This is a genomic window from Pseudomonas donghuensis, from assembly GCF_000696345.2.
GTDB lineage: Bacteria > Pseudomonadota > Gammaproteobacteria > Pseudomonadales > Pseudomonadaceae > Aquipseudomonas > Aquipseudomonas donghuensis.
In genome coordinates this window covers 5,509,070-5,532,263 of the sequence record NZ_CP071706.1, presented here as the reverse complement: position 1 = coordinate 5,532,263, position 23,194 = coordinate 5,509,070, and the positions used below count along the sequence as shown (strand labels likewise).

Sequence of the window (23,194 nt, the reverse complement as noted above, 5' to 3'; positions counted from 1 at the left end):
ATATAGAAGTACTTGGCGGTCGCTGGATGAACGCCTGCCGGGGCAGGGCAGGCGCTGTCAGCGAGGCGGGGAGGGCAGGGAAAAACTCAGTAGCCGGTGTTCTGGGTACCGAGAAATTTACTCAGGAACTGACGGGTGCGTTGCTCCTTGGGATGGGCAAACAGTGCCTTGGCTTCGCCCTGTTCGACGATCACGCCCTTGTCGAAGAAGATCACCCGGTTGGCTACATCGCGGGCAAAACTCATCTCGTGGGTGACGATGATCATGGTGCGTTTTTCTTCGGCCAGGCTGCGGATGGTCGCCAGCACTTCGCCGACCAGTTCCGGGTCGAGTGCCGAAGTCGGTTCGTCGAAGAGGATCACCTCCGGCTCCATCGCCAGAGCCCGGGCTATCGCTACCCGCTGTTGCTGACCACCGGACAGCTTGCGTGGGTAGGAGGCCTCCTTGCCGGCCAGGCCAACCTTGGCCAGCAGCGTCATGCCCAGGGCCACGGCCTGTTCGCGCGGTGTCTTCTTGACCACCAGCGGGCCTTCGATGACGTTTTCCAGCGCCGTGCGATGGGGGAACAGGTTGAAGTTCTGAAAGACGAACCCGACCTCCTGGCGCAAGCGGCGGATCAGCCCGCTCTGCTGACCGAGCGGGCGGTTGGCGTCGATCTCCACGTTGCCGACCTTGATGCGCCCGCTGCTGGGGGTTTCCAGCAGGTTCAGGCAACGCAGGAAGGTGGTCTTGCCGGAACCGCTGGGGCCGATGATGGCGATCACTTCGCCGGCCTCGACCGTCAGGCTGATGTCATCGAGCACGGTCTGGCCGTTGAACTGCTTGCTCAGGCGTTGTACCTCGATCATGCCTCAGGACTCCTGGTCGTGTCGGTTGACCCGCGCTTCCAGGCGGTTCTGCAGGTGTGCGAGAACGCTGGCCAGCACCCAGTAGATCAGTGCGGCGGCAAGGTACATGGTGAAGATTTCGAAGGTGCGCGCGGTAATCAGCTGCGCCTGGCGGAACAGCTCCGGCACCTGGATGGTGGCAGCCAGGGCGGTGTCCTTGACCAGCGAGATGAAGCTGTTGCCCAGTGGCGGCAAGGCCGTGCGTGCCGCCTGCGGCAGGATCGCCCGGCGCATGGCCTGGCCACGGGTCATGCCGATGCTGGCGGCGGCCTCCCACTGGCCGCGGTCGATGGAACTGATCGCGGCACGCAGGATTTCACAGGCATAGGCGGCCATGTTCAGCGAGAAGCCGATCAGCGCCGCCGGCAGCGGGTCCAGTTCGATGCCCAGCTGCGGCAGGCCGTAGTAGATCACGAACAGTTGCACCAGCAACGGCGTGCCGCGAAAGAACGAGACATAGACCCGCGCTGTCCAGCTCAGCGGCCTGAGCGCCGACAGGCGCATCAGCGCCAGGCAGAAACCTAGCAGCAGGCCAAAGAACATCCCGCCCAGGCTGAGGATTACCGTGTAGTACGCGCCCCTGAGCAGGAAGGGCGCGGACTCTATGGCGAGTTGGAAAGCTTCTTCCATTATTGAGTGACGTCAGCGTTGAAGTACTTTTCCGAAAGCTTTTTCAGCGTGCCGTCGGCGCGCAGCTTGTCGATCGCCTTGTTCACGGCTTCCAGCAGTTCAGGCTCGCCCTTGCGCAGGGCAATACCGGCTTCCTGACGCGAGAACGCGTCACCGGCGGCGGCAGTGTCCTTGGCTTTCTTGGCGTATTCCAGAGCGGCCAGGCGGTCGATCAGGATGGCGTCGATACGGCCGACACGCAGGTCCTGGAACTTGGTCGGATCGTCTTCGTATGTGCGCACGTCAGCGGTCGGTACATTGGCTTTGACCCACTCTTCGTAGTTGGTGCCCAGGCCTACCCCGACCTTCTTGCCGCCCAGGTCGGCAGCGGACTTGATATTGAGCTCATCCTTCTTCTTGGTCAGCACCAGCGCCTGAATCCCGGAAACGGTATAGGGCTTGGAGAAGTCGTATTTCTTCTTGCGCTCTTCAGAGATGGTCACCTGGTTGACCACCGCGTCCAGGCGCTTGGACTCTAGGGCGGCGAGGATGCCGTCCCACTTGGTCGGTTGCAGCTTGACCTTGACCCCCAGCTCCTTGGCCAGGGCCTCGGAGAGTTCCACTTCGAAGCCGGTCAGCTTGCCGTCGGCATCGACGAAGCTGAACGGTGGATAGGTGCCTTCAAGGCCGACGTTGATCACGCCCTTGTCCTTGATCTGCTGCAGTTGTTCACCAGCCACAGCTTGGCTGAGCATACTGGCCCCGAGCAGCAGGCCCAGGCCGGCGGCGACTGCCTGTTTACCGAAAGCGGAAATCTTCATGGTTAGCCCCAGTGTTGTTGTGAGTGTGGCGCTGACTATAGGGTGACGCTTTTAGTCTTAAAAATAATATAAATTCATGTTCTTATATTATTTTCAAATAAAAAGTTATCCGTTCCAGACCTCAGGGTAGGCGAATAATGCCGGTGCCCCACCGGTATGCAGAAAAATCAGCGGGCCGTCATCGAATCGCTGGCGGGCGATGCCGTCGATCAGCCCGGCCATGGCCTTGCCGGTATACACCGGGTCGAGCAGTAAGCCTTCCTGGCTGGCCAGCAGGCGGATGGCGGCGAGGGTGCCGGCGTTAGGCTCGCCATAGCGCGGGGCGAAGTACTCATCCCACAGTTCGATCTTGAAGGTCGCTGGCAAGCGCACGCCCAGCAGCTCGGTGGTACGTTCGGCCAGGCCCTGGACTTTCGGCCGCTGGTCCTCGTCGCTGCGCGACACGGTCACGCCGATCACCGGCAGGTTCGGCAGTTTTTCCGCCAGGGCGATGGCCAGGCCGCTGTGGGTACCGGCGCTGCCAGAGGCCAGCACCACCCCGGCGAACAGTTCACCGCAATGTTCGATCTGCTTCGCCAGTTCAAGGCCGGCACGCACATAACCCAAGGCCCCGAGTGCGTTGGAGCCGCCAATCGGCACGATGTAGGGTTTGCGGCCGCTGGCGTGCAGGCGCACGGCCAGGGCTTGCAGCTGCTCATCGGCATTGTCGAGGTTGTCGACCAACTCGACCTTGGCATCGAACAGCTCCAGCAACAGGCGGTTGCCGTTGTGCTGGTAGTTGGGTGAGTCAGTGCCGATGGGGTTTTCCAGCAGGGCCACGCAGGCAAGGCCCAGTTGCGCGGCCAGCGCCGCAGTCTGGCGCACATGGTTGGACTGGATCGCACCGGCGGTCACCAGGGTGTCGGCGCCCTTGGCCAAGGCATCGGCGGCCAGGTATTCGAGCTTGCGTACTTTGTTGCCGCCTAGCGCCAACGGCGTGCAGTCGTCACGTTTGACGTAGATATCACGGCCGGCCCAGGCCGAGAGCCGATGCAGTTTTTCCAGCGCGGTGGGGGCGCCAAGCAGGTCCAGACGATTGAAGCGGGCGAGCTGTCGGTCGATCATGGGGTCACGTCGGCTAGGGAAAATTCGACTATAGGCAGCCCGGGGCACGCGGGCAACTCCCCGGCTTATGCCGCCTTTATTGCTTTCTGGAATAAAGCGTTATTTTTTCCGCCGTGGGAATTTGCCGTAGAGTAATCAGCAATTGCGGCGGCACTACCATCCACCGACCGCCGCTGCAGCAGGAGAGGTAACCGTGAGCGACAACGCGCAAACAGGGCATTGGCAGCTGCAAACCATCGTCGGCCAGCTGCGTGCCGCCCGCGACCAGTGGCGTAGCAGTAACGGTCGCAGCAGCGGCGAACAGGGCGGCCGCGAGCTGCCGTCACGCGAAGCCATGCGGCATATTCTCGAGCAGCTGTGTGGCGCGTTGTTCCCCATGCGCCTGGGTCCGGTCGACCTGCGTGAAGAAAGCGAAGACTTCTATGTTGGCCATACCCTCGATGCCGCGCTGACCGCCTTGCTCGCCCAGGCGCGCCTGGAACTGCGCTACGTGGCGCGCCAGGGCAAACAGGCCACGGCTGAAATCGATGCCAAGGCGCTGCGCCTGATCCAGGATTTTGCCGCCGCCTTGCCGGGCCTGCGCAGCATCCTCGATACCGATGTGCTGGCGGCCTTCCATGGTGACCCGGCGGCGCGCAGCGTTGATGAAGTGCTGCTGTGCTACCCGGGCATCCTTGCGGTGATTCACCACCGCCTGGCCCATCACCTGTACCGCGCCGGCCTGCCGTTGCTGGCACGGATCAGTTCGGAGCTGGCCCATTCGGCCACCGGCATCGACATTCACCCCGGCGCGCAGATCGGTCCGAGCTTCTTCATCGACCACGGCACCGGTGTGGTGATCGGCGAAACGGCGATCATCGGCGAGCGGGTACGCATCTATCAGGCCGTCACCCTGGGCGCCAAGCGCTTCCCGGCGGATGAAGACGGGCAGTTGCAGAAAGGCCATCCGCGCCACCCGATTGTCGAGGACGACGTGGTGATTTATGCCGGTGCGACTATTCTGGGACGCATCACCATCGGCAAGGGTTCGACCATCGGCGGCAACGTCTGGCTGACCCGCAGCGTGGCCCCGGGCAGCAACCTGACCCAGGCCAATCTGCAGCATGATGACGGGACCCAGAAGTAGGCGACCCGAAGCTTGGCTTGCGGCAACGGGTCGCATCGCGACCCCCATCCATGTTTAACTTGAACGCTTGTTCAAGTTAAAACGGTGGTCCGCTGCCGGTGTTCAACAGGAGGAAACCCTTTGCTGAACCCGTTCAATCCAAGCTTCTCCCCCCTCGGCGGGGTGCACAATCGATGAGTGCACCCAGCCCCGTCTCCAGCGGCAAGATCCGCATGAACCCGCCGGTTTTCTACTTCGCGGCAAGCTTTATCCTGATATTCGGCCTGGTGGTCATCAGCAATCCGCAAGCGGCCGGCGAGTGGTTGCTGGCAGCGCAGAACTGGGCGGCCAACACCGTTGGCTGGTACTACATGCTGGCGATGACGCTGTATCTGGTCTTCGTGGTGGTCACCGCCTTGTCTGGCTACGGCAAGATCAAGCTCGGTGCCGACCACGACGAGCCCGAGTTCAGCTACCTGTCCTGGGCCGGCATGCTGTTCGCAGCGGGTATCAGCATTACCCTGTTCTTCTTCTGCGTCTCCGAACCCCTGACGCACATGCTCCAGCCGCCGCAAGGCGAGGCCGGCACGGTCGAGGCCGGGCGCCAGGCGATGCAGTTGCTGTTCCTGCACTGGGGCCTGCATGGCTGGGGGGTGTTCGCGTTTGTCGGCATGGCCCTGGCCTATTTCGCCTACCGGCATAACTTGCCGCTGGCCCTGCGCTCGGCGTTGTATCCGTTGATCGGCAAGCGCATCAACGGCCCGATCGGCTATGCCGTGGACGGCTTCGGCATCATCGCCACGGTGTTCGGCCTGGGCGCCGACATGGGCTTTGGCGTGTTGCACCTCAATTCGGGCCTCGACTACCTGTTCGGCGTGCCCCATACCCAGTGGGTGCAGGTGATCCTCATCACCCTGATGATGGGCGCGGCGGTCGCCGTGGCAGTTGCCGGGGTCGAGAAGGGCGTGCGGGTGATGTCCGATATCAACATGTTCCTGGCCTGCGCGCTGCTGCTGTTCGTGTTGTTCGCCGGGCCCACCCAGCACCTGTTCAACACCTTGATCCAGAACCTCGGCGACTACCTCGGCGCCTTGCCGCGCAAGAGCTTCGATGTCTATGCCTACAACCAGGCCAATGAGTGGCTGGGTGGCTGGACCGTGTTCTACTGGGCCTGGTGGATTGCCTGGGCGCCGTTTGTCGGCCTGTTCATCGCGCGGATTTCCCGCGGCCGGACCATTCGCGAGTTCGTCTTCGGCGTGCTGCTGATCCCGCTGGGCTTCACCCTGGCGTGGATGTCGATCTTCGGCAACAGCGCCATCTCCCAGGTGCTCGACCACGGCATGACCGCGCTGGGGCAATCGGCCCTCGACAACCCGTCGATGACCCTTTACCTGCTGCTGGAAACCTACCCGTGGAGCAAGGCGGTGATTGCCGTCACGGTGTTTATCAGCTTCGTGTTCTTCGTTACCTCCGCCGACTCCGGCACCGTAGTGCTCTCGACCCTCTCGGCCAAGGGCGGCAACGCCGACGAAGATGGGCCGAACTGGCTGCGGGTGTTCTGGGGCGCGATGACCGCGCTGGTTACCAGCGCCTTGCTGTTTGCCGGCAGTATCGATTCGCTGAAGTCGGCGGTGGTGCTCACCTCGCTGCCGTTCTCGGTGATCCTGCTGTTGATGATGTGGGGGCTGCACAAGGCGTTCTACCTGGAGTCGCAACGCCAGATTGCCCAGCTGCATTCGCTGGCGCCGTTCGCCAACTCACGGCGTGGCCGTGGCGGCTGGCGTCAGCGCTTGAGCCAGGCCGTGCATTTCCCGTCACGCGATGAGGTGTACCGCTTCATGGATGACGTGGTGCGTCCGGCGATTGCCGAGGTGACTGAAGTGTTTGGCGAGAAGGGCCTGCATGTCATCACCCAGGAGGATCCGAGCCACGACAACGTCAGTTTGAAGATCGGCCATGGCGAAGAGCAGCCGTTCATTTACCAGGTGCAGATGCGCGGTTACTTCACGCCGTCCTTTGCCTTGGGCGGCCTGGGTACCCAGGAGCTGAAGAATCGCCGCTACTACCGTGCCGAAGTGCACCTGAGCGAAGGCAGCCAGGATTACGACCTGGTTGGCTACAGCAAGGAGCAGATCATCAACGATATCCTCGATCAGTACGAGCGGCATATGCAGTTCTTGCATCTGGTGCGTTGATTGTTCTGGCCTCATCGCTGGCAAGCCAGCGCCCACAGGGTTTTGTGGGCGCTGGCTTGCCAGCGATGGTAGCGCCGCGATGGATCTTTAAAACGGCGCATCCCCCAGAATCGTCGCCCGGTGCATCACCCGCCGTGTCGGCCGGTAGTCGTCCACCGCGTAATGCTGGGTCACGCGGTTATCCCAGAACGCCACGTCGTTTTCCTGCCAGCGCCAGCGAATGGTGAACTCCGGGCGGGTCGCGTGAGCGAACAGCAGCTTGAGAATCGCCTCGCTTTCAGCCTCGCTCAGTTCATTGATGCGGGTGGTGAAGCCGTCGTTGACGAACAGCGCCTTGCGTCCGCTCACCGGGTGGGTACGGATCACCGGGTGCGACAGCGGTGGGTTGTTGCGCCGCGCCGCTTCCCAGCGCGCCAGATCTTCCGGGGTGGTGCCGAAGCGCTCCAGCGGGAACGACTTGGTGAAGTCGTGGGTCGCGGTGAGGCCGGCGAGCAGCAACTGCAGCGGTGCCGACAGCGCCTCATAGGCAGCTATGCCACTGGCCCACAAAGTGTCGCCGCCGTAGGCCGGCAGTTGCTTGGCGCTGAGCACCGCGCCCAGTGCCGGGGTCGGCAGGAAGGTCACATCGGTGTGCCAGATGGCGTTGTCGCGCACGTCGGTGACGGCGGTGTCGAGCACCAGCACCTGTGGCGTTTCCGGCACATTCGGGTAGATCGGGTGGATATGCAGGTCGCCAAAACGGGCGGCAAATTCGGCCTGTTGCTGTGGGTTGATCGGCTGGTCGCGGAAGAACAGCACCTGGTGCTTGAGCAGCGCCTGTTCGATGGCGTCGCGTTGTTCTTGGCTGATTTCGCGGCTGAGGTCGATGCCGCTGATGTGTGCGCCGAGGGCAGGGCTCAGCGGGGTAATGGTCAGGCTCATGGTTGTTCTCTATCCGTTGTCAATGGCTCTGGCCGTGCCAGGGCACCAGCTTGCGCTGCAGGGCACGCAAGCTCATCTCCAGGGCGAAGGCAATCAAGGCGATCACCAGGATGCCCAGCACCACCACGTCGGTTACCAGGAACTGCGCGGCCGACTGGACCATGAAACCCAGGCCGCTGGTGGCGGCGATCAGCTCGGCCGCCACTAGGGTCGACCAGCCAACACCCAGGCCGATGCGCACACCGGTAAGAATGTCGGGCAGGGCGCTGGGCAGGATCACATGGCGAATCAACTGCCAGCGCGTGGCCCCCAGCGACTGCGCGGCGCGCAGTTTGGTCGGGTCGACGGTACGCACGCCGGTAGCGGTGGCAATGGCGATCGGGGCGAAGATCGCCAGGTAGATCAGCAGCACCTTCGACAGCTCGCCAATGCCGCACCAGATCACGATCAGCGGCAGGTAAGCCAAGGGCGGAATCGGCCGGTAGAACTCGATCAGCGGGTCGAGAATGCCGCGGGCAATGCGGTTGTGGCCGATGGCGATACCAATCGGAATCGCCGTGACGATCGCCGCACCGAGAGCCAGGCCGATACGTTGCAGGCTGGCACCCAGGTGCTGCCACAAGGTTGATTCCATGTAGCCCTGGGTCAGCAGCAACCAGGCCTTGCTCAACACCGCTGCGGGTGAGGGCAGGAACAGCGGCTCGATCCATTCGGCGGCGGTGACCGCCCACCACAGCAACAGCAGCGTGGCCAGGGTCAGGCCGCTGATCCAGCGGGTGTTCAGGCTGCGCCGGAGTGTGCTCGGCGCGATTTGGCTGGTGGCACGTTTGGCCGCGACCGGGACATCCAGGCTGCTCATGCGAACTCCTGCCGCGTAACGGCACTGCGTTGGGAGAACACCCGGGCCAGCACGTGCTCGCGGGTTTCGATAAAGCGCGGGTCGGACTTGATCGCGCGGGCTGATTCACCAGCGCTGTAGCGCTGGCCGAAATCCAATTGCAGGCGTTCGACGATCTGCCCAGGGTTCGGGGCCAGCAACACCAGTTCGGTGGCGAGGAACACCGCCTCTTCAATGTCGTGGGTAATCAGGAACACCGGCTTGGCGGTACGCTGCCAGACCTGCAACAGCAACTCCTGCATCTGTTCGCGGGTAAAGGCATCCAGCGCGCCGAACGGCTCGTCCATCAGCAGTACCCGCGGGTCGGCAGCCAGGGCCCGGGCCAGGCCCACGCGCTGCTTCTGGCCTCCGGACAACTGCCAGATCCGCCGGCTGGCAAACTCCGCCAGGTCGACCAGGGCGAGCATCTCGCGGGCCTTGCTTTCCCTCACGGCACGCGGCACCCCGGCCAGCTCCAGGCCGAAGGCGACGTTGGCCAGCACGTCTTGCCAGGGCAGCAGCGCATCGTCCTGGAACACCACACCGCGCTCGGCGCCGGGGCCTTGCACCGGTACGCCGTCGAGGGTGATGCGGCCGCTGCTGGGCGCCACGAAACCGGCAATCAGGTTGAGCAACGAGGTCTTGCCGCTGCCCGAAGGGCCGAGGGCCACCAGCAATTGCTGCGGGCCCAGTCTCAGGTTGATATCGGCCAGCACCGGCTCGGCCGCGCCGGGGTACTGTGCGCTGATGCGCTCCAGTTGTAACAGGGCCATGGTCTGCTCCGAGTCTCAGTTGGCGATGAATTTGGCGCTGACGTAGGGCGCGTAGTCCGGCAGCACCGCTTCGACCTTGCCTTGCTCCTTGAGGAAGGTGGCGGTGTCGGTGATCGCCTGGGTGGTCGGTGCGCCCAGCGCTGCAACCTGGTCGGCGGCCAGCGGGAACACGTTGCCTTGCAGCAGGCCGGGGATGTCAGCCGCCTTGGCGCCAGAGAGCTTCACCAGCTTGTCGACGTTGCTCTTGTTCGCCAGCCACGCTTGCGGGTCTTTGCGGTAGTCGGCGTAGGCATCCAGGGTGACCTTGGCGAAGGCCTTGACGATCTCCGGGTGCTTGGCGGCGAAGTCCTTGCGCACGATCCAGGCGTCAAAGGTCGGTGCGCCTTTCGCGGCCAGCTCACCGGAGGTGATCAGCACCTTGCCGTTTTCCTTGGCCACGCCCAGGGCCGGGTCCCAGACGTAGGTGGCGTCGATGTCGCCGCGCTTCCAGGCGGCGATGATTGCCGGTGGTGCGAGGTTGAGGATCTGCACCTTGGCCGGGTCGATGTTCCATTGCTTGAGCGCGGCCAGCAGGCTGTAGTGACCGGTGGATACGAACGGCACGGCGATCTTCTTGCCAATCAGGTCCTGCGGCGAATTGATGCCGGCACCATCGCGGGCGACCAGGGCTTCGGCGGCGCCGATCTGGGTCGCAATCAGGAAGGTTTCCACCGGCAGCTTGCGGGTCGCGGCAGCGGCCAGCGGGCTGGAACCGAGGTAGCCGATCTGCACATCGCCAGAGGCCACGGCGGTGATCACGTCGGCGCCGCTGTCGAACTTGCGCCAGTCGATGTCAGCCTTGCTGGTTTTCTCGTAGGTACCGTCGACCTGGGCGACTTTCGCCGGGTCCACGGTGGTCTGGTAGGCCACCGTCAGGTCGGCCGCCTGGGCAAACCAGCTGGTGCCGGCCAGGGTCAGGGCGGCGAACAGGCGCAGGGGAGCATGCAGGGTCATGGTGAACTCCTTGTCAGGCGGGCGGTTGTGTTGGGGTGAAATAAGACTAGATGATCTAAGAAAGTTAAAATAAATAACTTTTTTGCATTAGCTTAGGAGCCAATTGATTTAAGGCTCTGGGAAGGTGCTGGCTTCATCGGCCTGGGCGCCAAACGTGATGCTGGTCAAGGCCGGGGCACAGGGGAAAGGCAATGATGGTCGGGCCATGGGGCTGCCCTGCCGAAAGGGGACGGTTCGACAAAGCTATGCGGTCTAAAAAGCCGCTTCCCAATACCCTTTAGGAATTAGCTTAGGTGCCGATAACGGCAGCGGAGAAAAATTTGGATCATATTCCGCAATAATCTGAAAAATTACGAAATAAGTCTTTTTGGATTTATAGGATTGTCATTATCCTTCACCCCCACCGTTGGCGCATTAGACCAAAGTAGTGAAATGAATGGTTACGATTGACTAGACGGTCACCCTTTGGTGCTAATCGCCAATCGACGTCGAGCGGGACACAAAGATCCTGCCGTAAGCGACACACAAGAATTAGAACGTAGAGGAGCAAAACATGTACAAGTCCACCTTGGCACTTGCCGTGGCCGTTGGGGTTCTGGCCCAGCAAGCGGGTGCTGCCGGTTTCGTTGAAGACAGCAAGCTGTCGCTCAGTTCCCGCACTATGTATTTCAATAACGACAACCGCGAAGTTCACACTCCGGCCAACAACCGTGGTGGTGACAACCGTGAAGTCGGTCAGGGCTTCAAGCTCGACTACTTGTCGGGTTTCACCGAAGGTACCGTAGGTTTCGGCGTTGACGTCCAGGCGCTGTGGGGCATCCACCTGGATGGCGGCCGTGGTCGTCACCCTGATAACAGCAGCTTCTTCCCAAGCGATACCGATGGTTCGGCTTCCAGCCAGTGGGCGCGCATTGGTGGTAACGCCAAGGCCCGTTTCTCCAAGACTGAAGCTCACTTTGGTAGCGCCCTGGCGCCTAACCTGCCAATCCTGGTGTCCAACGACGGCCGACTGCTGCCACAGACCTTTGAAGGCGGCACAATTCAGTCGAAAGAAATCGACAACCTGACGCTGAACGCCGGTCAACTGACTCATGCTATGGGTCGTGCATCGAGCAACCGTACTGGTCTGTCTGTTGCAGGTGCCACCGAGGACAGTAACAAGTTCCAGTTCGCTGGTGGCGACTGGAAGGTCACCAAAGACCTGACCCTGCAGTACTACTACTCGAACCTGGAAGACTTCTACAAGCAGCACTTCCTGGGCCTGGTTCACGTTTATCCGATCGCCAACGACCAGTCGTTCAAGACCGACCTGCGCTATTTCGATAGCAGCAGCGATGGCAAGAACGGTGACGTTGGCTACCGTTTCAACAACAACGGTGGCTATGCCAAAAATACCGGTGAGGTCGACAACAAAACTTGGAGTGCCATGTTCACCTACACCCTGGGTGGCCATGCGCTGATGCTGGGTCATCAACAAGTCGGTGATGACGGTGGCTTTGTCTGGCTGAACCAAGGTAGTGTCACTGACGGCAATGGCCGCAATGAAGGCGCCGCTGGCGCCAGCTTCTACCTGTTCACCGATAGCATGATCAACCAGTTTGCTCGTGCAGGTGAAAACACCACCTTCGGTCAGTACTCGTATGACTTCGCGCGCCTGGGCGTTCCAGGCCTGAAAGCATCGGTTGCCTACCTGCGTGGCGACGACGTCAAGAACCCTGTGGGCGGCGGTACTTACCACGAGTGGGAGCGCGATGCGCGTGTCGACTACGTGATCCAGGAAGGTACCCTCAAAGGTCTGGGCGCTAGCCTGCGCCATGGTAGCTACCGTGGTGAAGGTCAGAGCATCGACGACCAGGATCAGACCCGCCTGATCTTCAACTACACTTACAACTTCATGTAAGTCGGGTTGAAACGAGAGCCTCGCCCAGTGCGAGGCTTTTTTTTGCCTGCACCAGATTAGATTTATTAGTTATAAATAAATCGATATTTATTCTTTTTAATTTTACAACGAAGCAGGCACAGTGAAGCCATAACGAACCCAGCCAAGGAGCCGCACCATGAGCCTCAGACTCGGCGATATCGCCCCCGACTTCGAACAGGATTCCAGCGCCGGCAAGATCCGCTTCCACGAATGGCTGGGCGACAGCTGGGGCGTGCTGTTCTCTCACCCGGCCGACTTTACTCCGGTGTGCACCACCGAACTGGGCTTCACTGCCAAGCTCAAGGAGCAGTTCGCCGAGCGTGGGGTCAAGGCCATCGCCCTGTCGGTGGACCCGGTGGATTCGCACCACCGCTGGATCGAAGACATCAACGAAACCCAGAACACTATCGTCAACTTCCCGATCCTGGCCGATGCCGATCGCAAAGTCTCCGACCTCTACGACCTGATTCATCCCAATGCCAGCGACACCCTGACGGTGCGTTCCTTGTTCGTCATCGACCCGAACAAGAAGATCCGCCTGACCATCACCTATCCGGCCAGCACCGGGCGCAACTTCCACGAGATCTTGCGGGTGATCGACTCGCTGCAGCTGACCGACAACCACAAGGTCGCCACCCCCGCCAACTGGCAGGACGGTGACGAGGTGGTGATCGTGCCGTCGCTCAAGGATGAAGAGGAAATCAAACGCCGCTTTCCAAAGGGTTACCGGGCGGTCAAGCCGTACCTGCGCCTGACCCCACAACCCAATCGTTGATCTTTAGCCATAGCAGGGATTTTGGGCCGTTTACGGCCCTTTTTTTATTGCCCCCAAGGCCTGTAGGAGCGGGCTTGCCCCGCGATATTCATATAGGTCTATAAGGAATAAACAAATGAAAAAATATGATTTATCGATATATGTATCGAACTGTTAAGGTCACTCCACTCCAGCGAGAACTTCAACTCGCGGCCCTCTAGAACACGATCAAGGATGCGTTCCAATGCTGGTTGTTTCTCTCGGTGGTAGTCCCAGCCTGCGTTCGCGCTCCGGCGTCCTGCTTGAGCGCAGCCGCCAGTGGCTGCAAGGCCAGGGCGTGGAAGTGGTGACTTTCCAGGTGCGGGATTTTCCGGCCGAAGACCTGCTCCATGCGCGCTTCGACAGCCCCAAGGTGCAGCACTTTCTGCAATTGGTAGAACAGGCCGATGGCCTGGTGGTTGCTACCCCGGTGTACAAGGCCTCGTTCGCCGGTGCGCTGAAAACCCTGCTCGACCTGCTGCCCGAGCGTGCCCTGAGCCACAAGGTGGTGCTGCCGATCGCAACCGGCGGCAGCATCGCCCATATGCTCGCGGTGGATTACGCGCTCAAGCCGGTGCTGTCGGCACTCAAGGCCGAGGAAACCCTGCAAGGGATCTTCGCCGACGACAGCCAGATCGCCTACGGCGAAGGCAGTGCCGCCGCACAACTGGCGCCGGCCCTGGAGCAGCGTCTGCTCGAATCGCTGGAACTGTTTCACCGCGCCCTGGCGCGTCGCCCCAAGCCGGTCGCGCCGGGCGTGTTGAATGAACGTCTGCTCAGTGCTCGCTGGAGCATCTGAGGCGTATCACCCGCTACCTGTAATTCCCACCTTACTCGCCCGCCAACGGGCAAGCAGGTGCAGCCTGAACCCCAACAGCAAAGGAGAGCGCTATGCGCACTGTCATTTTGCGTCGTGGTCTGGTCGCTCTGTTTGCTGCGGCTGTGTCCTTCGGCGCCATTACTCAAGCCCAGGCTGAAAGCCTGCGTATCGGTTACCAGAAGTACGGCACCCTGGTGCTGCTCAAGGCCAAGGGCACGCTGGAAAAGCGCCTTGCCGCCCAGGGCGTGCAGGTGCAATGGACTGAATTCCCAGGTGGCCCGCAGCTGCTCGAAGGCTTGAACGTCGGCTCGATCGACTTCGGGGTAACCGGTGAAACACCGCCGGTGTTCGCCCAGGCCGCTGGCGCTGACCTGCTCTATGTCGCCTACGAGCCGCCAGCGCCGCACAGCGAAGCCATCCTGGTGCCCAAAGGGTCGCCGATTCAGTCGGTGAAGGAACTCAAGGGCAAGAAGGTCGCGCTGAACAAAGGCTCCAACGTGCACTATCTGCTGGTCCGCGCCCTGGAAGACGCCGGCCTCAAGTACAGCGACATCCAGCCAGTGTTCCTGCCGCCCGCCGATGCCCGCGCCGCCTTCGAGCGTGGCAGCGTCGATGCCTGGGTGATCTGGGACCCGTACCAGGCCGCTGCCGAGCAGCAGTTGCAGGCACGCACCCTGCGTGATGGCCAGGGCATCGTCGACAACCATCAGTTCTACCTGGCGACCAAGCCCTACGCGCAGAAGCACCCTGAAGTGATCAGCGCCTTGGTCGATGAAGTGCGCGCAGTGGGCGAGTGGTCCAAGGCCAACCCACAGGAAGTCACCGACCAGGTCGCGCCGCTGCTCGGCCTGCCTGCCGACATCACCCTGACCTCGGTCAAGCGCCAGGGCTACGGCGCCGCTTTCCTTACCCCGGAAGTGATCGCCGCCCAGCAGAAGATCGCCGACACCTTCAAGACGCTCAAGTTGATTCCCAAGCCGTTGAGCATCAAGGACGTGATCTGGACTCCGCCGGCCAAAGTCGCCAGCGCCCCTTGACGATTTGCCCGCGCCGGGGCGCCGCCCCGGTCTGCGCCACCCCTAGGAGACAACTCCAATGAGCCTCAACGTATTCTGGTTTCTTCCGACCCATGGCGATGGCCATTACCTTGGCACCGCCGAAGGCGCGCGCGCCGTCGATCACGGCTACCTGCAGCAGATCGCCCAGGCGGCAGACCGCCTCGGCTTTGGCGGCGTGCTGATCCCGACCGGGCGTTCCTGCGAGGACTCCTGGCTGGTCGCCGCTTCGCTGATTCCGGTGACCCAGCGCCTGAAGTTCCTGGTGGCCCTGCGTCCGGGGATCATTTCGCCGACCGTGGCGGCGCGTCAGGCAGCAACCCTGGATCGCCTTTCCGGTGGCCGGGCCTTGTTCAACCTGGTGACCGGTGGCGATCCGGAAGAGCTCTCCGGTGACGGCTTGTTCCTCAGCCACGAAGAGCGCTACCAGGCCTCGGTGGAATTCACCCGCATCTGGCGCCGGGTGCTGGAAGGCGAAACCGTCGACTACGACGGCCAGCACATCCAGGTCAAAGGCGCCAAGCTGCTCTATCCGCCGATCCAGCAGCCGCGTCCGCCGCTGTACTTTGGCGGCTCTTCGGAGGCCGCGCAGGACCTGGCAGCCGAACAGGTCGAGTTGTACCTGACCTGGGGCGAGCCGCCGGCAGCGGTGGCGGAGAAGATCGAACAGGTGCGCGCCAAGGCCGCCAAGCAAGGCCGTACTGTGCGTTTCGGCATTCGTCTGCACGTGATCGTGCGTGAAACCAACGCCGAAGCCTGGCAGGCCGCCGAGCGGCTGATTTCGCACCTGGACGACGACACCATTGCCCGGGCCCAGGCCTCGCTGGCGCGCTTCGATTCGGTCGGCCAGCAACGCATGGCCGCGCTGCATGGCGGCAACCGCGACAATCTGGAAGTCAGCCCCAACCTCTGGGCCGGTGTCGGCCTGGTGCGTGGCGGTGCCGGTACAGCGCTGGTCGGCGACGGCCCGACCGTGGCCGAACGGGTCAAGGAATACGCGGCGCTGGGCATCGACACCTTCATTTTCTCCGGTTATCCCCACCTGGAAGAGTCGTACCGGGTCGCCGAGCTGCTGTTCCCGCACCTGGATGTGGAGCGCCCGGAGCTGCCGAAAAGCGGTGGCTACGTGAGCCCGTTCGGCGAGATGGTCGCCAACGACATCCTGCCCAAATCCTCGGCGCAGCGCTGAGGGCCGGGCCATGAGTCGTTCATCCACTCCCTGGCAGCAACGCCTGGCGCCCTGGGCGCTGCCGTTGCTGTTGTTGGCGGTCTGGCAACTGGCAGTCAGCCTCGGCTGGCTGTCGACGCGGATCCTGCCGGCGCCGAGCGCGGTATTGAGCGCCGGCGTCGAGCTGGTGCGCAGTGGCGAGATCTGGACCCACCTGGCAATCAGCGGCTGGCGGGCAGCCGTCGGCTTTCTGATTGGTGGCGCCATCGGCCTGGCGCTGGGCTTTATCACCGGCCTGTCGAAATGGGGCGAGCGCCTGCTCGACAGCTCGGTGCAGATGATTCGCAACGTGCCGCACCTGGCGCTGATCCCGCTGGTGATCCTGTGGTTCGGCATCGATGAGTCGGCGAAGATTTTCCTGGTGGCCCTGGGCACCTTGTTCCCGATTTACCTGAACACCTACCACGGCATCCGCAACGTCGATCCGGCCTTGGTGGAAATGGCCCGCAGCTATGGTTTGTCCGGCTTTGAGCTGTTTCGCCAGGTGATTCTGCCGGGCGCCTTGCCATCGATCCTGGTCGGTGTGCGCTTTGCCCTGGGCTTCATGTGGCTGACGTTGATCGTGGCCGAAACCATTTCGGCCAACGCCGGCATCGGCTACCTGGCGATGAACGCCCGCGAGTTCCTGCAGACCGATGTGGTGGTGCTGGCCATCGTCCTCTATGCCGTGCTCGGCAAGCTTGCCGACCTGGCCGCACGCGGCCTTGAGCGAGTCTGGCTGCGCTGGCATCCGGCCTATCAACCGAGCAGGGGAGAGGGCGCATGACCATCCTCAAGGAACCACCACTGCGGCTGCTGCGCGGGATTCCGCTGGCGGCGCAGAACCTGCAGAAAACCTTCGGCCAGCGTCAGGTGCTGCGCGACATCGACCTGCACATTCCGGCCGGCCAGTTCGTCGCCATTGTCGGGCGCAGCGGCTGCGGCAAGAGCACCTTGCTGCGCTTGCTGGCCGGGCTTGAGCAACCCAGTGGCGGCGAGCTACTGGCAGGTTCTGCGCCGCTGAGCGAAGCCCAGGAAGACACCCGGCTGATGTTCCAGGAAGCGCGTTTGCTGCCGTGGAAGAAGGTCATCGACAACGTCGGCCTGGGCCTGTCGGGCAACTGGCGGCCGCGAGCCCTTGAAGCGCTGGAGGCGGTCGGCCTGGCCGAGCGTGCCAATGAATGGCCGGCGGCGTTGTCGGGCGGCCAGAAGCAGCGTGTGGCCCTGGCCCGCGCCCTTATTCACCAGCCGCGCCTGTTGCTGCTCGACGAGCCATTGGGCGCGCTGGATGCGCTGACCCGTATCGAGATGCAGCAGTTGATCGAGCGGCTGTGGCGCCAGCATGGCTTTACCGTGTTGCTGGTTACCCACGACGTCAGCGAAGCGGTGGCGGTTGCCGACCGGGTGATCCTCATCGAAGACGGCGAAGTGGGCCTGGACCTCAACGTCGACCTGCCACGCCCGCGGGTACGCGGTTCACACCGCCTGGCCGCACTGGAAACCGAAGTACTCAACCGGGTTCTGTCGATCCCGGGCACACCGCCCGAGCCGGAACCTGTCGCACCTTTGCCGACGCAATTGCGTTGGGCTCTCTGACCTGTAAGGAACCAAGCAGATGACTATCAAAGCGATCAACGTACGTAACCAGTTCAAAGGCACCGTCAAGGAAATCCTCGAAGGCCCGGTGTTGTCGGAAATCGATGTGCAAACGGCCTCGGGGATCGTCACTTCGGTGATCACCACCCGCTCGGTGCGCGAGCTGGAACTGACCATTGGCAGTGAGGTGATTGCCTTTGTGAAGTCGACAGAAGTGTCGATTGCCAAGCTCTGACTACCAGGGCAAGGCTTAGCCTTGCATCGCTGGCAAGCCAGCTCCCACAAGGTTCGGTGTATACAGTCCCTGTGGGAGCTGGCTTGCCAGCGATGAGGCCGTCAGCGTTTAGGCAGGAAAGGCGGCAGATACAAGCCCAGGTACGCATCAAACACCCGCATCCCTTCCTCGGCCATGCGCGGCGTGATCTGCCCGTGCAACTGCACCGAACGGGCATACACCCGATCGCCCAGCTCCATGGCCAAAGCAAACACATCCACATCATCCGGCAACACCGGCAACTGGAAATGCTCGGCGAACAAGGTGTGCATCAGGTCGCCCAACTCGATGTCGTGCTGGCGGTCAGCCTGGGTCACTTCGCTCAAGCCATGCTGGGCCAGAATCAGCTGCCGCGCCGCAGCGTCTTCGTTGTAGATCACCAGCATGCGCTGTTCGACCAGGCGCGAGAGGTCGTGCCAGGTGTTCAACGCCGCCGCATCAATCGGCGCTTCAAGGCAGGCGCGAAAGGCGCTGTGCACGTCGGCGGTGAGTGCTTCAAGCAGGGCCGGAACACTGGCGAAGAAGTGATACACCGATGACGGCGGAATCTGCGCACGCTCGGCCACGCTGTAGATCGACAGGCTGGCCACCCCTTCGCTGGCCAGCAGCGTGCGCGCCGCCTCGAGGATCGAATCGATCCTCGCCTGGCTGCGGGCGCGGGGTTTGCGCGGGGTAGCGGTGCGGGTCATGTCAGTTGCTGATCGCCAGGATGCTCGCCTGGTAAGCGCTGACGAACAGGTCGAAGTCGGCCTTGTCTTCTTCGCGTTCAAGCCTGGCCTGGGCCTCAAGGGATTCGCGAGCCGCCGTTTCAAACCCTTGTTGCTGTTCAGCCGCCAGGGCCTGGGCGCGGAAGAACTCGGCATGGGCCTGGCTTTGCCGCAAGGCGAAGCGGCTGAAGCTTTCCTTGTGCTCGGTCATGCTCGCCAGTACCTGCGCCGATGGTGTCAGGGAAGGGTCGCTGACCTTGGCTTTCTGCGCGTGCAGGGCCTTGGCGTGTTCGTCGCTGCCGTGGCTGCGGTCGAGCAGTTCGGCCAGGGGCGCAATGCGTTCGAGCAGTTCAGCGGCCCACTGCTTGAGCTCGACCGGCTGACCATCACGCTGCAACTCCAGGCCCGGACGGCGACCTTCCTTGACCACGCTAAGGAAGTTGCCGGTGCAGTTGCCGCATTCCAGGTTGCCCAGCAGCGGGCTTTCTTCCAGGGCGCAGAACAGCAGGAAGGCGTCGAGGAAACGCGCTTCGGGCAAGTCGATACCGGTTGGCAGGAACGGGTTGATGTCCAGGCAGCGCACTTCGACGTACTGGATGCCGCGAGCCATCAGCGCCTGGATCGGCCGCTCGCCGCTGTAGGTGACGCGCTTGGGGCGGATGTTGGAGTAGTACTCGTTTTCGATCTGCAGGATGTTGGTGTTCAACTGAACCCATTCGCCATCCTTGTGCGTACCGATCTCGACATAGGGCGCGTACGGCGTGGCCACCGCCTTGCGCAGGCTGTCGGTGTAGCTGGCGAGGTTGTTGTAGCACGGCGTCAGGCCGGCCTGGGCGTTGCTCTGGTAACCCAGGTCGCTCATGCGCAGGCTGGTGGCGTAGGGCAGGTACAGGGTGTCGGCGTCGAACTGTTCGAGCTGGTGTGGGCGACCGCGCAAAAAGCCGGCGTCCAGGGCCGGCGAGGCGCCGAACAGGTACATCAGCAGCCAGCTGTAGCGGCGGAAGTTACGGATCAGGGCGATGTAGGCCGCCGACTGATAGTCGCGATCATCTTCCGTGCTGTGTTCGGCTGCGCGCAGCAGCGGCCAGAGTTTTTCTGGCAGCGAGAAATTGTAGTGAATCCCGGCGATGCACTGCATGGTGCGGCCGTAGCGCAGGGCCAGGCCCTTGCGGTAGACGTACTTGAGCTGACCGATGTTGGAGGTGCCATACCAGGCGATCGGAATGTCTTCCTCGGCTGGCAGCGGGCAGGGCATCGACGGGCTCCAGAGGAACTCGTTGCCAAGCTTGGTGTAGGCGAAGCGGTGGATGTTTTCCAGGCTTTCGAGGGTCTGCGCCGGGTCGGCCAGGGCTGGGGTGATGAACTCCAGCAGCGACTCCGAATAGTCCGTGGTGATCTGCTCGTGGGTCAGCGCCGCGCCGAGGGCTTCGGGGTGCGGAGTCTGGGCCAGACGACCTTCCTCGGTCACACGCAGGCATTCACGCTCGATGCCGTGCAGGCACTGCTTGAGCAGGGAGAGGTTGTCGCCTTGGCCGAGCAGGCTCAGGCGGCGGTTGAGAAGTTCGCTCAAGATGGATTCCTTCACGCGTCAGTCGCCCCAATATGGGGGTGGAGATGACGGTCTACAAGGGTGGACAGAGGAACTGGCGTTGTCGCCTGGTTGTGGCCGGCTTTCGGCAGCGCCTGCGCTCTGCCGAAAGTACCGCAGTTTGGCCATTTGCGGCTAGAGGACGACGAATGTCCCCTGCGCTTTTGCCACCAGTTTGTCGCCCTGAAGTACATCGGCGTCGACCACCAGCGTGCGCCGCCCGGCATGCAGCACCCGGGCAACGCACAGCACTTCACCTTCGCTGACCGCGCGCAGGTAGTTGATCTTGCATTCCAGGGTCACGCTCTGCTGGTCGAAACCATGGGAACTGGAGCAGGCCAGGCCCATGGTGGTGTCCACCAGGCTGAAGATCGCCCCGCCATGCAGCTTGCCGCCCCGGTTGCGCAGGTGCGGCTCCAGGGCCATGGCCACCTCGGCAACCCCTGCTTCCAGGTGTTGCAGGCGGCAGCCGAGCAGTTGGCTGAAGGCGCTGAAGACGACTTCGTCGGGAACCGTCATCACTTCTTCTTCAACTGCTTGGCGTTGGCGAACAGCGCGGCCATGGCGTTGTTGGCCGGGGCCGGGGTTTCCTTGGCGCGGGCTGGAGCGCTTGGCTGGCGTGGGGCCGAGCCCGGGCGGCTGCCACGGGCGCCATCGATCTTCTCGCCCGGGGTGTCGCTCATGCGCATCGACAGGCCGACGCGTTTGCGCGGAATGTCGATTTCCATGACCTTGACCTTGACCACGTCGCCGGCCTTGACCGCTTCACGCGGGTCCTTGATGAACTTCTCCGACAGCGCCGAGATGTGCACCAGGCCGTCCTGGTGCACGCCGATATCGACGAACGCACCGAAGTTGGTGACGTTGGTCACCACGCCTTCGAGGATCATCCCCAGTTGCAGGTCCTTGAGGTCTTCGACGCCTTCCTGGAACTCGGCGGTCTTGAACTCCGGACGCGGGTCGCGACCGGGCTTGTCCAGTTCCTGGAGAATGTCGGTGACGGTCGGCAAGCCAAAGGTTTCGTCGGTGAATTTCTTCGGGTCCAGGCGCTTGAGGAAACCGCTGTCGCCGATCAGCGAGCGGATGTCGCGGTCGGTTTCAGCGGCAATGCGCTGCACCAGCGGGTAGGCTTCCGGGTGCACTGCGGAGGCGTCCAGCGGGTTGTCGCCGTTCATCACGCGCAGGAAACCGGCGGCCTGCTCGAAGGTTTTCTCGCCCAGGCGGCTGACTTTCTTCAGCGCGGCGCGGGTCTTGAAGGCGCCGTTGGCATCGCGGTGGGCAACGATGTTCTGCGCCAGGGTGCTGTTGAGGCCGGAGATGCGCGCGAGCAGGGCCACCGAGGCGGTGTTGACGTCGACGCCGACGGCGTTCACGCAGTCCTCGACCACCGCATCCAGGCCACGGGCCAGTTTCAACTGGGAAACGTCATGCTGGTACTGGCCGACACCGATGGATTTCGGGTCGATCTTCACCAGTTCCGCCAGCGGGTCCTGCAGGCGCCGGGCGATGGATACGGCGCCGCGGATCGATACGTCGAGGTCCGGGAACTCCTTGGCCGCCAGCTCCGAGGCCGAGTACACCGAAGCGCCGGCTTCGGAGACCATGATCTTGGTCATCTTCAATGCCGGGTATTTTTTGATCAGCTCGGCGGCGAGCTTGTCGGTTTCGCGGCTGGCGGTGCCGTTACCGATGGCGATCAGCTCCACCGAGTGCTTGGCGCACAGCGCGGCGAGCACGGCGATGGTCTGGTCCCACTGGTTCTTCGGCACGTGCGGGTAGACGGTGGCGGTGTCCAGCAGCTTGCCGGTGGCATCGACCACGGCGACCTTGCAACCGGTACGCAGACCCGGGTCCAGGCCCAGGGTGGCACGCGGGCCGGCCGGGGCGGCCAGCAGCAGGTCGTGCAGGTTGTGGGCGAAGACGTTGATCGCCTCGCCTTCGGCGTTGTCGCGCAGCTCGCCGAACAGGTCGGTTTCCAGGTGGCTATAGAGCTTGACCTTCCAGGTCCAGCGCACCACTTCAGCCAGCCATTTGTCGGCAGGACGGTTCTGGTTCTGCAGGCCGAAACGTTCGGCGATCATCATTTCGCACGGGTGCAGGGTGCCCGGCAGCTCTTCGCCGACTTTCAGCGAAGCGGCCAGCACGCCTTCGTTGCGGCCACGGAAAATCGCCAGGGCGCGGTGCGACGGCACACTCTTGAGCAGCTCGTCGTGTTCAAAGTAATCGCGAAACTTCGCCCCTTCCTCTTCCTTGCCTGCCACCAGGCGGGCACTGAGCACCGCCTCTTGCTTGAGGAAGCTGCGCAGCTTGTCGAGCAGGCTGGCGTCTTCGGCGAAGCGCTCCATGAGGATGTACTTGGCGCCTTCGAGGGCCGCTTTCACGTCCGCCACGCCTTTTTCGGCATCAACGAAACGTGCGGCTTCGGCTTCAGGGCTCAGTTGCGGGTCGTTCAGCAAACCGTCGGCCAGCTCGCCGAGGCCGGCTTCCAGGGCAATCTGGCCCTTGGTGCGGCGTTTTTGCTTGTACGGCAGGTACAGGTCTTCGAGGCGGGTCTTGGTGTCGGCCAGTTTGATTTCACGGGCCAGTTCCGGGGTCAGCTTGCCTTGCTCTTCGATGCTGGCAAGGATGCTGACACGCCGTTCGTCCAGCTCGCGCAGGTAGCGCAGGCGCTCTTCCAGGTGGCGCAGCTGGGTGTCATCCAGGCTACCGGTGACTTCTTTCCGGTAACGGGCGATAAAAGGTACGGTCGAACCTTCATCAAGTAGAGCCACGGCCGCTTCGACCTGTTGTGGGCGGACACCGAGTTCCTCGGCGATGCGGCTGTTGATGCTGTCCATAAAACCACCTGACAAATTGTGAATACAAAGGCCGCGGGCGGGCGCTGTAGAGCGCTTGTGGTCAATGCGGCGCTGGCTGAAAGCGGCGCATTATACCCAGCGCGTCCGGCT

The 23,194-nt window shown here is 62.6% G+C and carries 22 protein-coding genes; 10 read left to right on the top strand and 12 right to left on the bottom strand.

All coding sequences use genetic code 11. The features are described from left to right. Window positions 1-86: 86 nt before the first annotated feature. From tcyN to BV82_RS25700, 4 genes are all read right to left on the bottom strand, one after another. Complete coding sequence (gene tcyN, locus BV82_RS25715) at window positions 87-848, bottom strand: L-cystine ABC transporter ATP-binding protein TcyN (protein ID WP_010221210.1); 762 nt, start codon at window positions 846-848, stop codon at window positions 87-89. A gap of 3 nt (window positions 849-851) precedes the next feature. After that, the gene (gene tcyL, locus BV82_RS25710) at window positions 852-1,517 is read right to left on the bottom strand and encodes a cystine ABC transporter permease (protein WP_010221211.1); all 666 of its coding nucleotides are present in this window, start codon (window positions 1,515-1,517) and stop codon (window positions 852-854) included. Next, window positions 1,517-2,317, bottom strand: coding sequence for a cystine ABC transporter substrate-binding protein (gene tcyJ / locus BV82_RS25705; RefSeq protein WP_036994921.1), 801 nt, complete (start codon window positions 2,315-2,317; stop codon window positions 1,517-1,519). The genes tcyL and tcyJ overlap by 1 nt, the downstream gene beginning before the upstream one ends. Before the next feature lie 105 nt (window positions 2,318-2,422). Further along, the gene (locus tag BV82_RS25700) at window positions 2,423-3,421 is read right to left on the bottom strand and encodes a D-cysteine desulfhydrase (RefSeq protein ID WP_036994922.1); all 999 of its coding nucleotides are present in this window, start codon (window positions 3,419-3,421) and stop codon (window positions 2,423-2,425) included. Window positions 3,422-3,614: 193 nt separating this feature from the next. Here BV82_RS25700 and epsC point away from each other — a divergent pair, with 193 nt between their 5' ends. Together epsC and betT are read left to right on the top strand one after the other, a co-directional pair. Beyond that, window positions 3,615-4,547: a serine O-acetyltransferase EpsC gene (gene epsC / locus BV82_RS25695; protein ID WP_010221214.1), complete on the top strand. Its 933-nt coding sequence runs from the start codon at window positions 3,615-3,617 to the stop codon at window positions 4,545-4,547. 212 nt (window positions 4,548-4,759) lie between these two features. After that, window positions 4,760-6,721 carry a choline transporter BetT gene (gene betT, locus BV82_RS25685; RefSeq protein WP_174242344.1) on the top strand — a complete coding sequence of 654 codons (1,962 nt, stop codon included), beginning with the start codon at window positions 4,760-4,762 and terminating at the stop codon, window positions 6,719-6,721. Window positions 6,722-6,808: 87 nt separating this feature from the next. On the opposite strand, the gene tauD is transcribed toward betT, so the two are convergent. Genes tauD through tauA form a run of 4 tightly spaced genes read right to left on the bottom strand, consistent with a single transcriptional unit; the run spans window position 6,809 to window position 10,285 of the window. After that, a complete protein-coding gene (tauD, locus tag BV82_RS25680) occupies window positions 6,809-7,642 on the bottom strand; it encodes a taurine dioxygenase (RefSeq protein WP_036994923.1) in 834 nt (277 codons plus the stop codon). 19 nt (window positions 7,643-7,661) lie between these two features. Further along, window positions 7,662-8,501, bottom strand: coding sequence for a taurine ABC transporter permease TauC (tauC, locus tag BV82_RS25675; protein WP_010221217.1), 840 nt, complete (start codon window positions 8,499-8,501; stop codon window positions 7,662-7,664). After that, the gene (gene tauB, locus BV82_RS25670) at window positions 8,498-9,292 is read right to left on the bottom strand and encodes a taurine ABC transporter ATP-binding subunit (protein ID WP_036994924.1); all 795 of its coding nucleotides are present in this window, start codon (window positions 9,290-9,292) and stop codon (window positions 8,498-8,500) included. Before tauB ends, tauC begins: the two co-directional genes overlap by 4 nt. Window positions 9,293-9,307: 15 nt before the next feature. Beyond that, complete coding sequence (gene tauA / locus BV82_RS25665) at window positions 9,308-10,285, bottom strand: taurine ABC transporter substrate-binding protein (RefSeq protein ID WP_036994925.1); 978 nt, start codon at window positions 10,283-10,285, stop codon at window positions 9,308-9,310. A 553-nt stretch (window positions 10,286-10,838) separates the two neighbouring features. On the opposite strand from tauA, the gene BV82_RS25660 reads away from it, so the two are divergent. The 8 genes from BV82_RS25660 (at window position 10,839) to BV82_RS25625 (ending at window position 17,912) form a co-directional block, all read left to right on the top strand. Continuing rightward, complete coding sequence (locus tag BV82_RS25660) at window positions 10,839-12,185, top strand: OprD family porin (RefSeq protein ID WP_036994927.1); 1,347 nt, start codon at window positions 10,839-10,841, stop codon at window positions 12,183-12,185. Between the two features lie 157 nt (window positions 12,186-12,342). Continuing rightward, window positions 12,343-12,981 carry a peroxiredoxin gene (locus tag BV82_RS25655; RefSeq protein ID WP_036994929.1) on the top strand — a complete coding sequence of 213 codons (639 nt, stop codon included), beginning with the start codon at window positions 12,343-12,345 and terminating at the stop codon, window positions 12,979-12,981. A 223-nt stretch (window positions 12,982-13,204) separates the two neighbouring features. Beyond that, complete coding sequence (gene ssuE / locus BV82_RS25650) at window positions 13,205-13,798, top strand: NADPH-dependent FMN reductase (RefSeq protein ID WP_010221222.1); 594 nt, start codon at window positions 13,205-13,207, stop codon at window positions 13,796-13,798. 92 nt (window positions 13,799-13,890) lie between these two features. Continuing rightward, window positions 13,891-14,856, top strand: coding sequence for a sulfonate ABC transporter substrate-binding protein (locus BV82_RS25645; RefSeq protein WP_010221223.1), 966 nt, complete (start codon window positions 13,891-13,893; stop codon window positions 14,854-14,856). A gap of 58 nt (window positions 14,857-14,914) precedes the next feature. Then, the gene (gene ssuD, locus BV82_RS25640; RefSeq protein WP_010221224.1) at window positions 14,915-16,063 is read left to right on the top strand and encodes an FMNH2-dependent alkanesulfonate monooxygenase; all 1,149 of its coding nucleotides are present in this window, start codon (window positions 14,915-14,917) and stop codon (window positions 16,061-16,063) included. Window positions 16,064-16,073: 10 nt separating this feature from the next. Beyond that, entirely contained in the window at window positions 16,074-16,868 is a 795-nt protein-coding gene (gene ssuC / locus BV82_RS25635) for an aliphatic sulfonate ABC transporter permease SsuC (RefSeq protein WP_010221225.1), read from the top strand. Next, entirely contained in the window at window positions 16,865-17,677 is an 813-nt protein-coding gene (ssuB, locus tag BV82_RS25630) for an aliphatic sulfonates ABC transporter ATP-binding protein (RefSeq protein ID WP_010221226.1), read from the top strand. The genes ssuC and ssuB overlap by 4 nt, the downstream gene beginning before the upstream one ends. Before the next feature lie 19 nt (window positions 17,678-17,696). Beyond that, complete coding sequence (locus BV82_RS25625) at window positions 17,697-17,912, top strand: TOBE domain-containing protein (RefSeq protein WP_010221227.1); 216 nt, start codon at window positions 17,697-17,699, stop codon at window positions 17,910-17,912. Window positions 17,913-18,013: 101 nt separating this feature from the next. Here BV82_RS25625 and BV82_RS25620 read toward each other — a convergent pair whose 3' ends face one another. From BV82_RS25620 to BV82_RS25605, 4 genes are all read right to left on the bottom strand, one after another. Beyond that, window positions 18,014-18,640 carry a TetR/AcrR family transcriptional regulator gene (locus BV82_RS25620; protein ID WP_010221228.1) on the bottom strand — a complete coding sequence of 209 codons (627 nt, stop codon included), beginning with the start codon at window positions 18,638-18,640 and terminating at the stop codon, window positions 18,014-18,016. 1 nt (window position 18,641) lies between these two features. Beyond that, the gene (gshA, locus tag BV82_RS25615) at window positions 18,642-20,228 is read right to left on the bottom strand and encodes a glutamate--cysteine ligase (protein WP_302183699.1); all 1,587 of its coding nucleotides are present in this window, start codon (window positions 20,226-20,228) and stop codon (window positions 18,642-18,644) included. 153 nt (window positions 20,229-20,381) lie between these two features. Further along, the gene (locus BV82_RS25610) at window positions 20,382-20,765 is read right to left on the bottom strand and encodes a PaaI family thioesterase (RefSeq protein ID WP_010221230.1); all 384 of its coding nucleotides are present in this window, start codon (window positions 20,763-20,765) and stop codon (window positions 20,382-20,384) included. Then, window positions 20,765-23,083: a Tex family protein gene (locus BV82_RS25605; protein WP_010221231.1), complete on the bottom strand. Its 2,319-nt coding sequence runs from the start codon at window positions 23,081-23,083 to the stop codon at window positions 20,765-20,767. The genes BV82_RS25610 and BV82_RS25605 overlap by 1 nt, the downstream gene beginning before the upstream one ends. Window positions 23,084-23,194 lie beyond the last annotated feature (111 nt).

What these genes read in the sequence shown, in the direction of transcription:
- tcyN (WP_010221210.1), bottom strand. Translation starts at nt 848, where the DNA reads ATGATCGAGGTACAACGCCTGAGCAAGCAGTTCAACGGCCAGACCGTG.
- tcyL (WP_010221211.1), bottom strand. Translation starts at nt 1,517, where the DNA reads ATGGAAGAAGCTTTCCAACTCGCCATAGAGTCCGCGCCCTTCCTGCTC.
- tcyJ (WP_036994921.1), bottom strand. Translation starts at nt 2,317, where the DNA reads ATGAAGATTTCCGCTTTCGGTAAACAGGCAGTCGCCGCCGGCCTGGGC.
- BV82_RS25700 (WP_036994922.1), bottom strand. Translation starts at nt 3,421, where the DNA reads ATGATCGACCGACAGCTCGCCCGCTTCAATCGTCTGGACCTGCTTGGC.
- betT (WP_174242344.1), top strand. Translation starts at nt 4,760, where the DNA reads ATGAACCCGCCGGTTTTCTACTTCGCGGCAAGCTTTATCCTGATATTC.
- tauD (WP_036994923.1), bottom strand. Translation starts at nt 7,642, where the DNA reads ATGAGCCTGACCATTACCCCGCTGAGCCCTGCCCTCGGCGCACACATC.
- tauC (WP_010221217.1), bottom strand. Translation starts at nt 8,501, where the DNA reads ATGAGCAGCCTGGATGTCCCGGTCGCGGCCAAACGTGCCACCAGCCAA.
- tauB (WP_036994924.1), bottom strand. Translation starts at nt 9,292, where the DNA reads ATGGCCCTGTTACAACTGGAGCGCATCAGCGCACAGTACCCCGGCGCG.
- tauA (WP_036994925.1), bottom strand. Translation starts at nt 10,285, where the DNA reads ATGACCCTGCATGCTCCCCTGCGCCTGTTCGCCGCCCTGACCCTGGCC.
- BV82_RS25660 (WP_036994927.1), top strand. Translation starts at nt 10,839, where the DNA reads ATGTACAAGTCCACCTTGGCACTTGCCGTGGCCGTTGGGGTTCTGGCC.
- BV82_RS25655 (WP_036994929.1), top strand. Translation starts at nt 12,343, where the DNA reads ATGAGCCTCAGACTCGGCGATATCGCCCCCGACTTCGAACAGGATTCC.
- ssuE (WP_010221222.1), top strand. Translation starts at nt 13,205, where the DNA reads ATGCTGGTTGTTTCTCTCGGTGGTAGTCCCAGCCTGCGTTCGCGCTCC.
- BV82_RS25645 (WP_010221223.1), top strand. Translation starts at nt 13,891, where the DNA reads ATGCGCACTGTCATTTTGCGTCGTGGTCTGGTCGCTCTGTTTGCTGCG.
- ssuD (WP_010221224.1), top strand. Translation starts at nt 14,915, where the DNA reads ATGAGCCTCAACGTATTCTGGTTTCTTCCGACCCATGGCGATGGCCAT.
- ssuC (WP_010221225.1), top strand. Translation starts at nt 16,074, where the DNA reads ATGAGTCGTTCATCCACTCCCTGGCAGCAACGCCTGGCGCCCTGGGCG.
- ssuB (WP_010221226.1), top strand. Translation starts at nt 16,865, where the DNA reads ATGACCATCCTCAAGGAACCACCACTGCGGCTGCTGCGCGGGATTCCG.
- BV82_RS25625 (WP_010221227.1), top strand. Translation starts at nt 17,697, where the DNA reads ATGACTATCAAAGCGATCAACGTACGTAACCAGTTCAAAGGCACCGTC.
- BV82_RS25620 (WP_010221228.1), bottom strand. Translation starts at nt 18,640, where the DNA reads ATGACCCGCACCGCTACCCCGCGCAAACCCCGCGCCCGCAGCCAGGCG.
- BV82_RS25610 (WP_010221230.1), bottom strand. Translation starts at nt 20,765, where the DNA reads ATGACGGTTCCCGACGAAGTCGTCTTCAGCGCCTTCAGCCAACTGCTC.
- BV82_RS25605 (WP_010221231.1), bottom strand. Translation starts at nt 23,083, where the DNA reads ATGGACAGCATCAACAGCCGCATCGCCGAGGAACTCGGTGTCCGCCCA.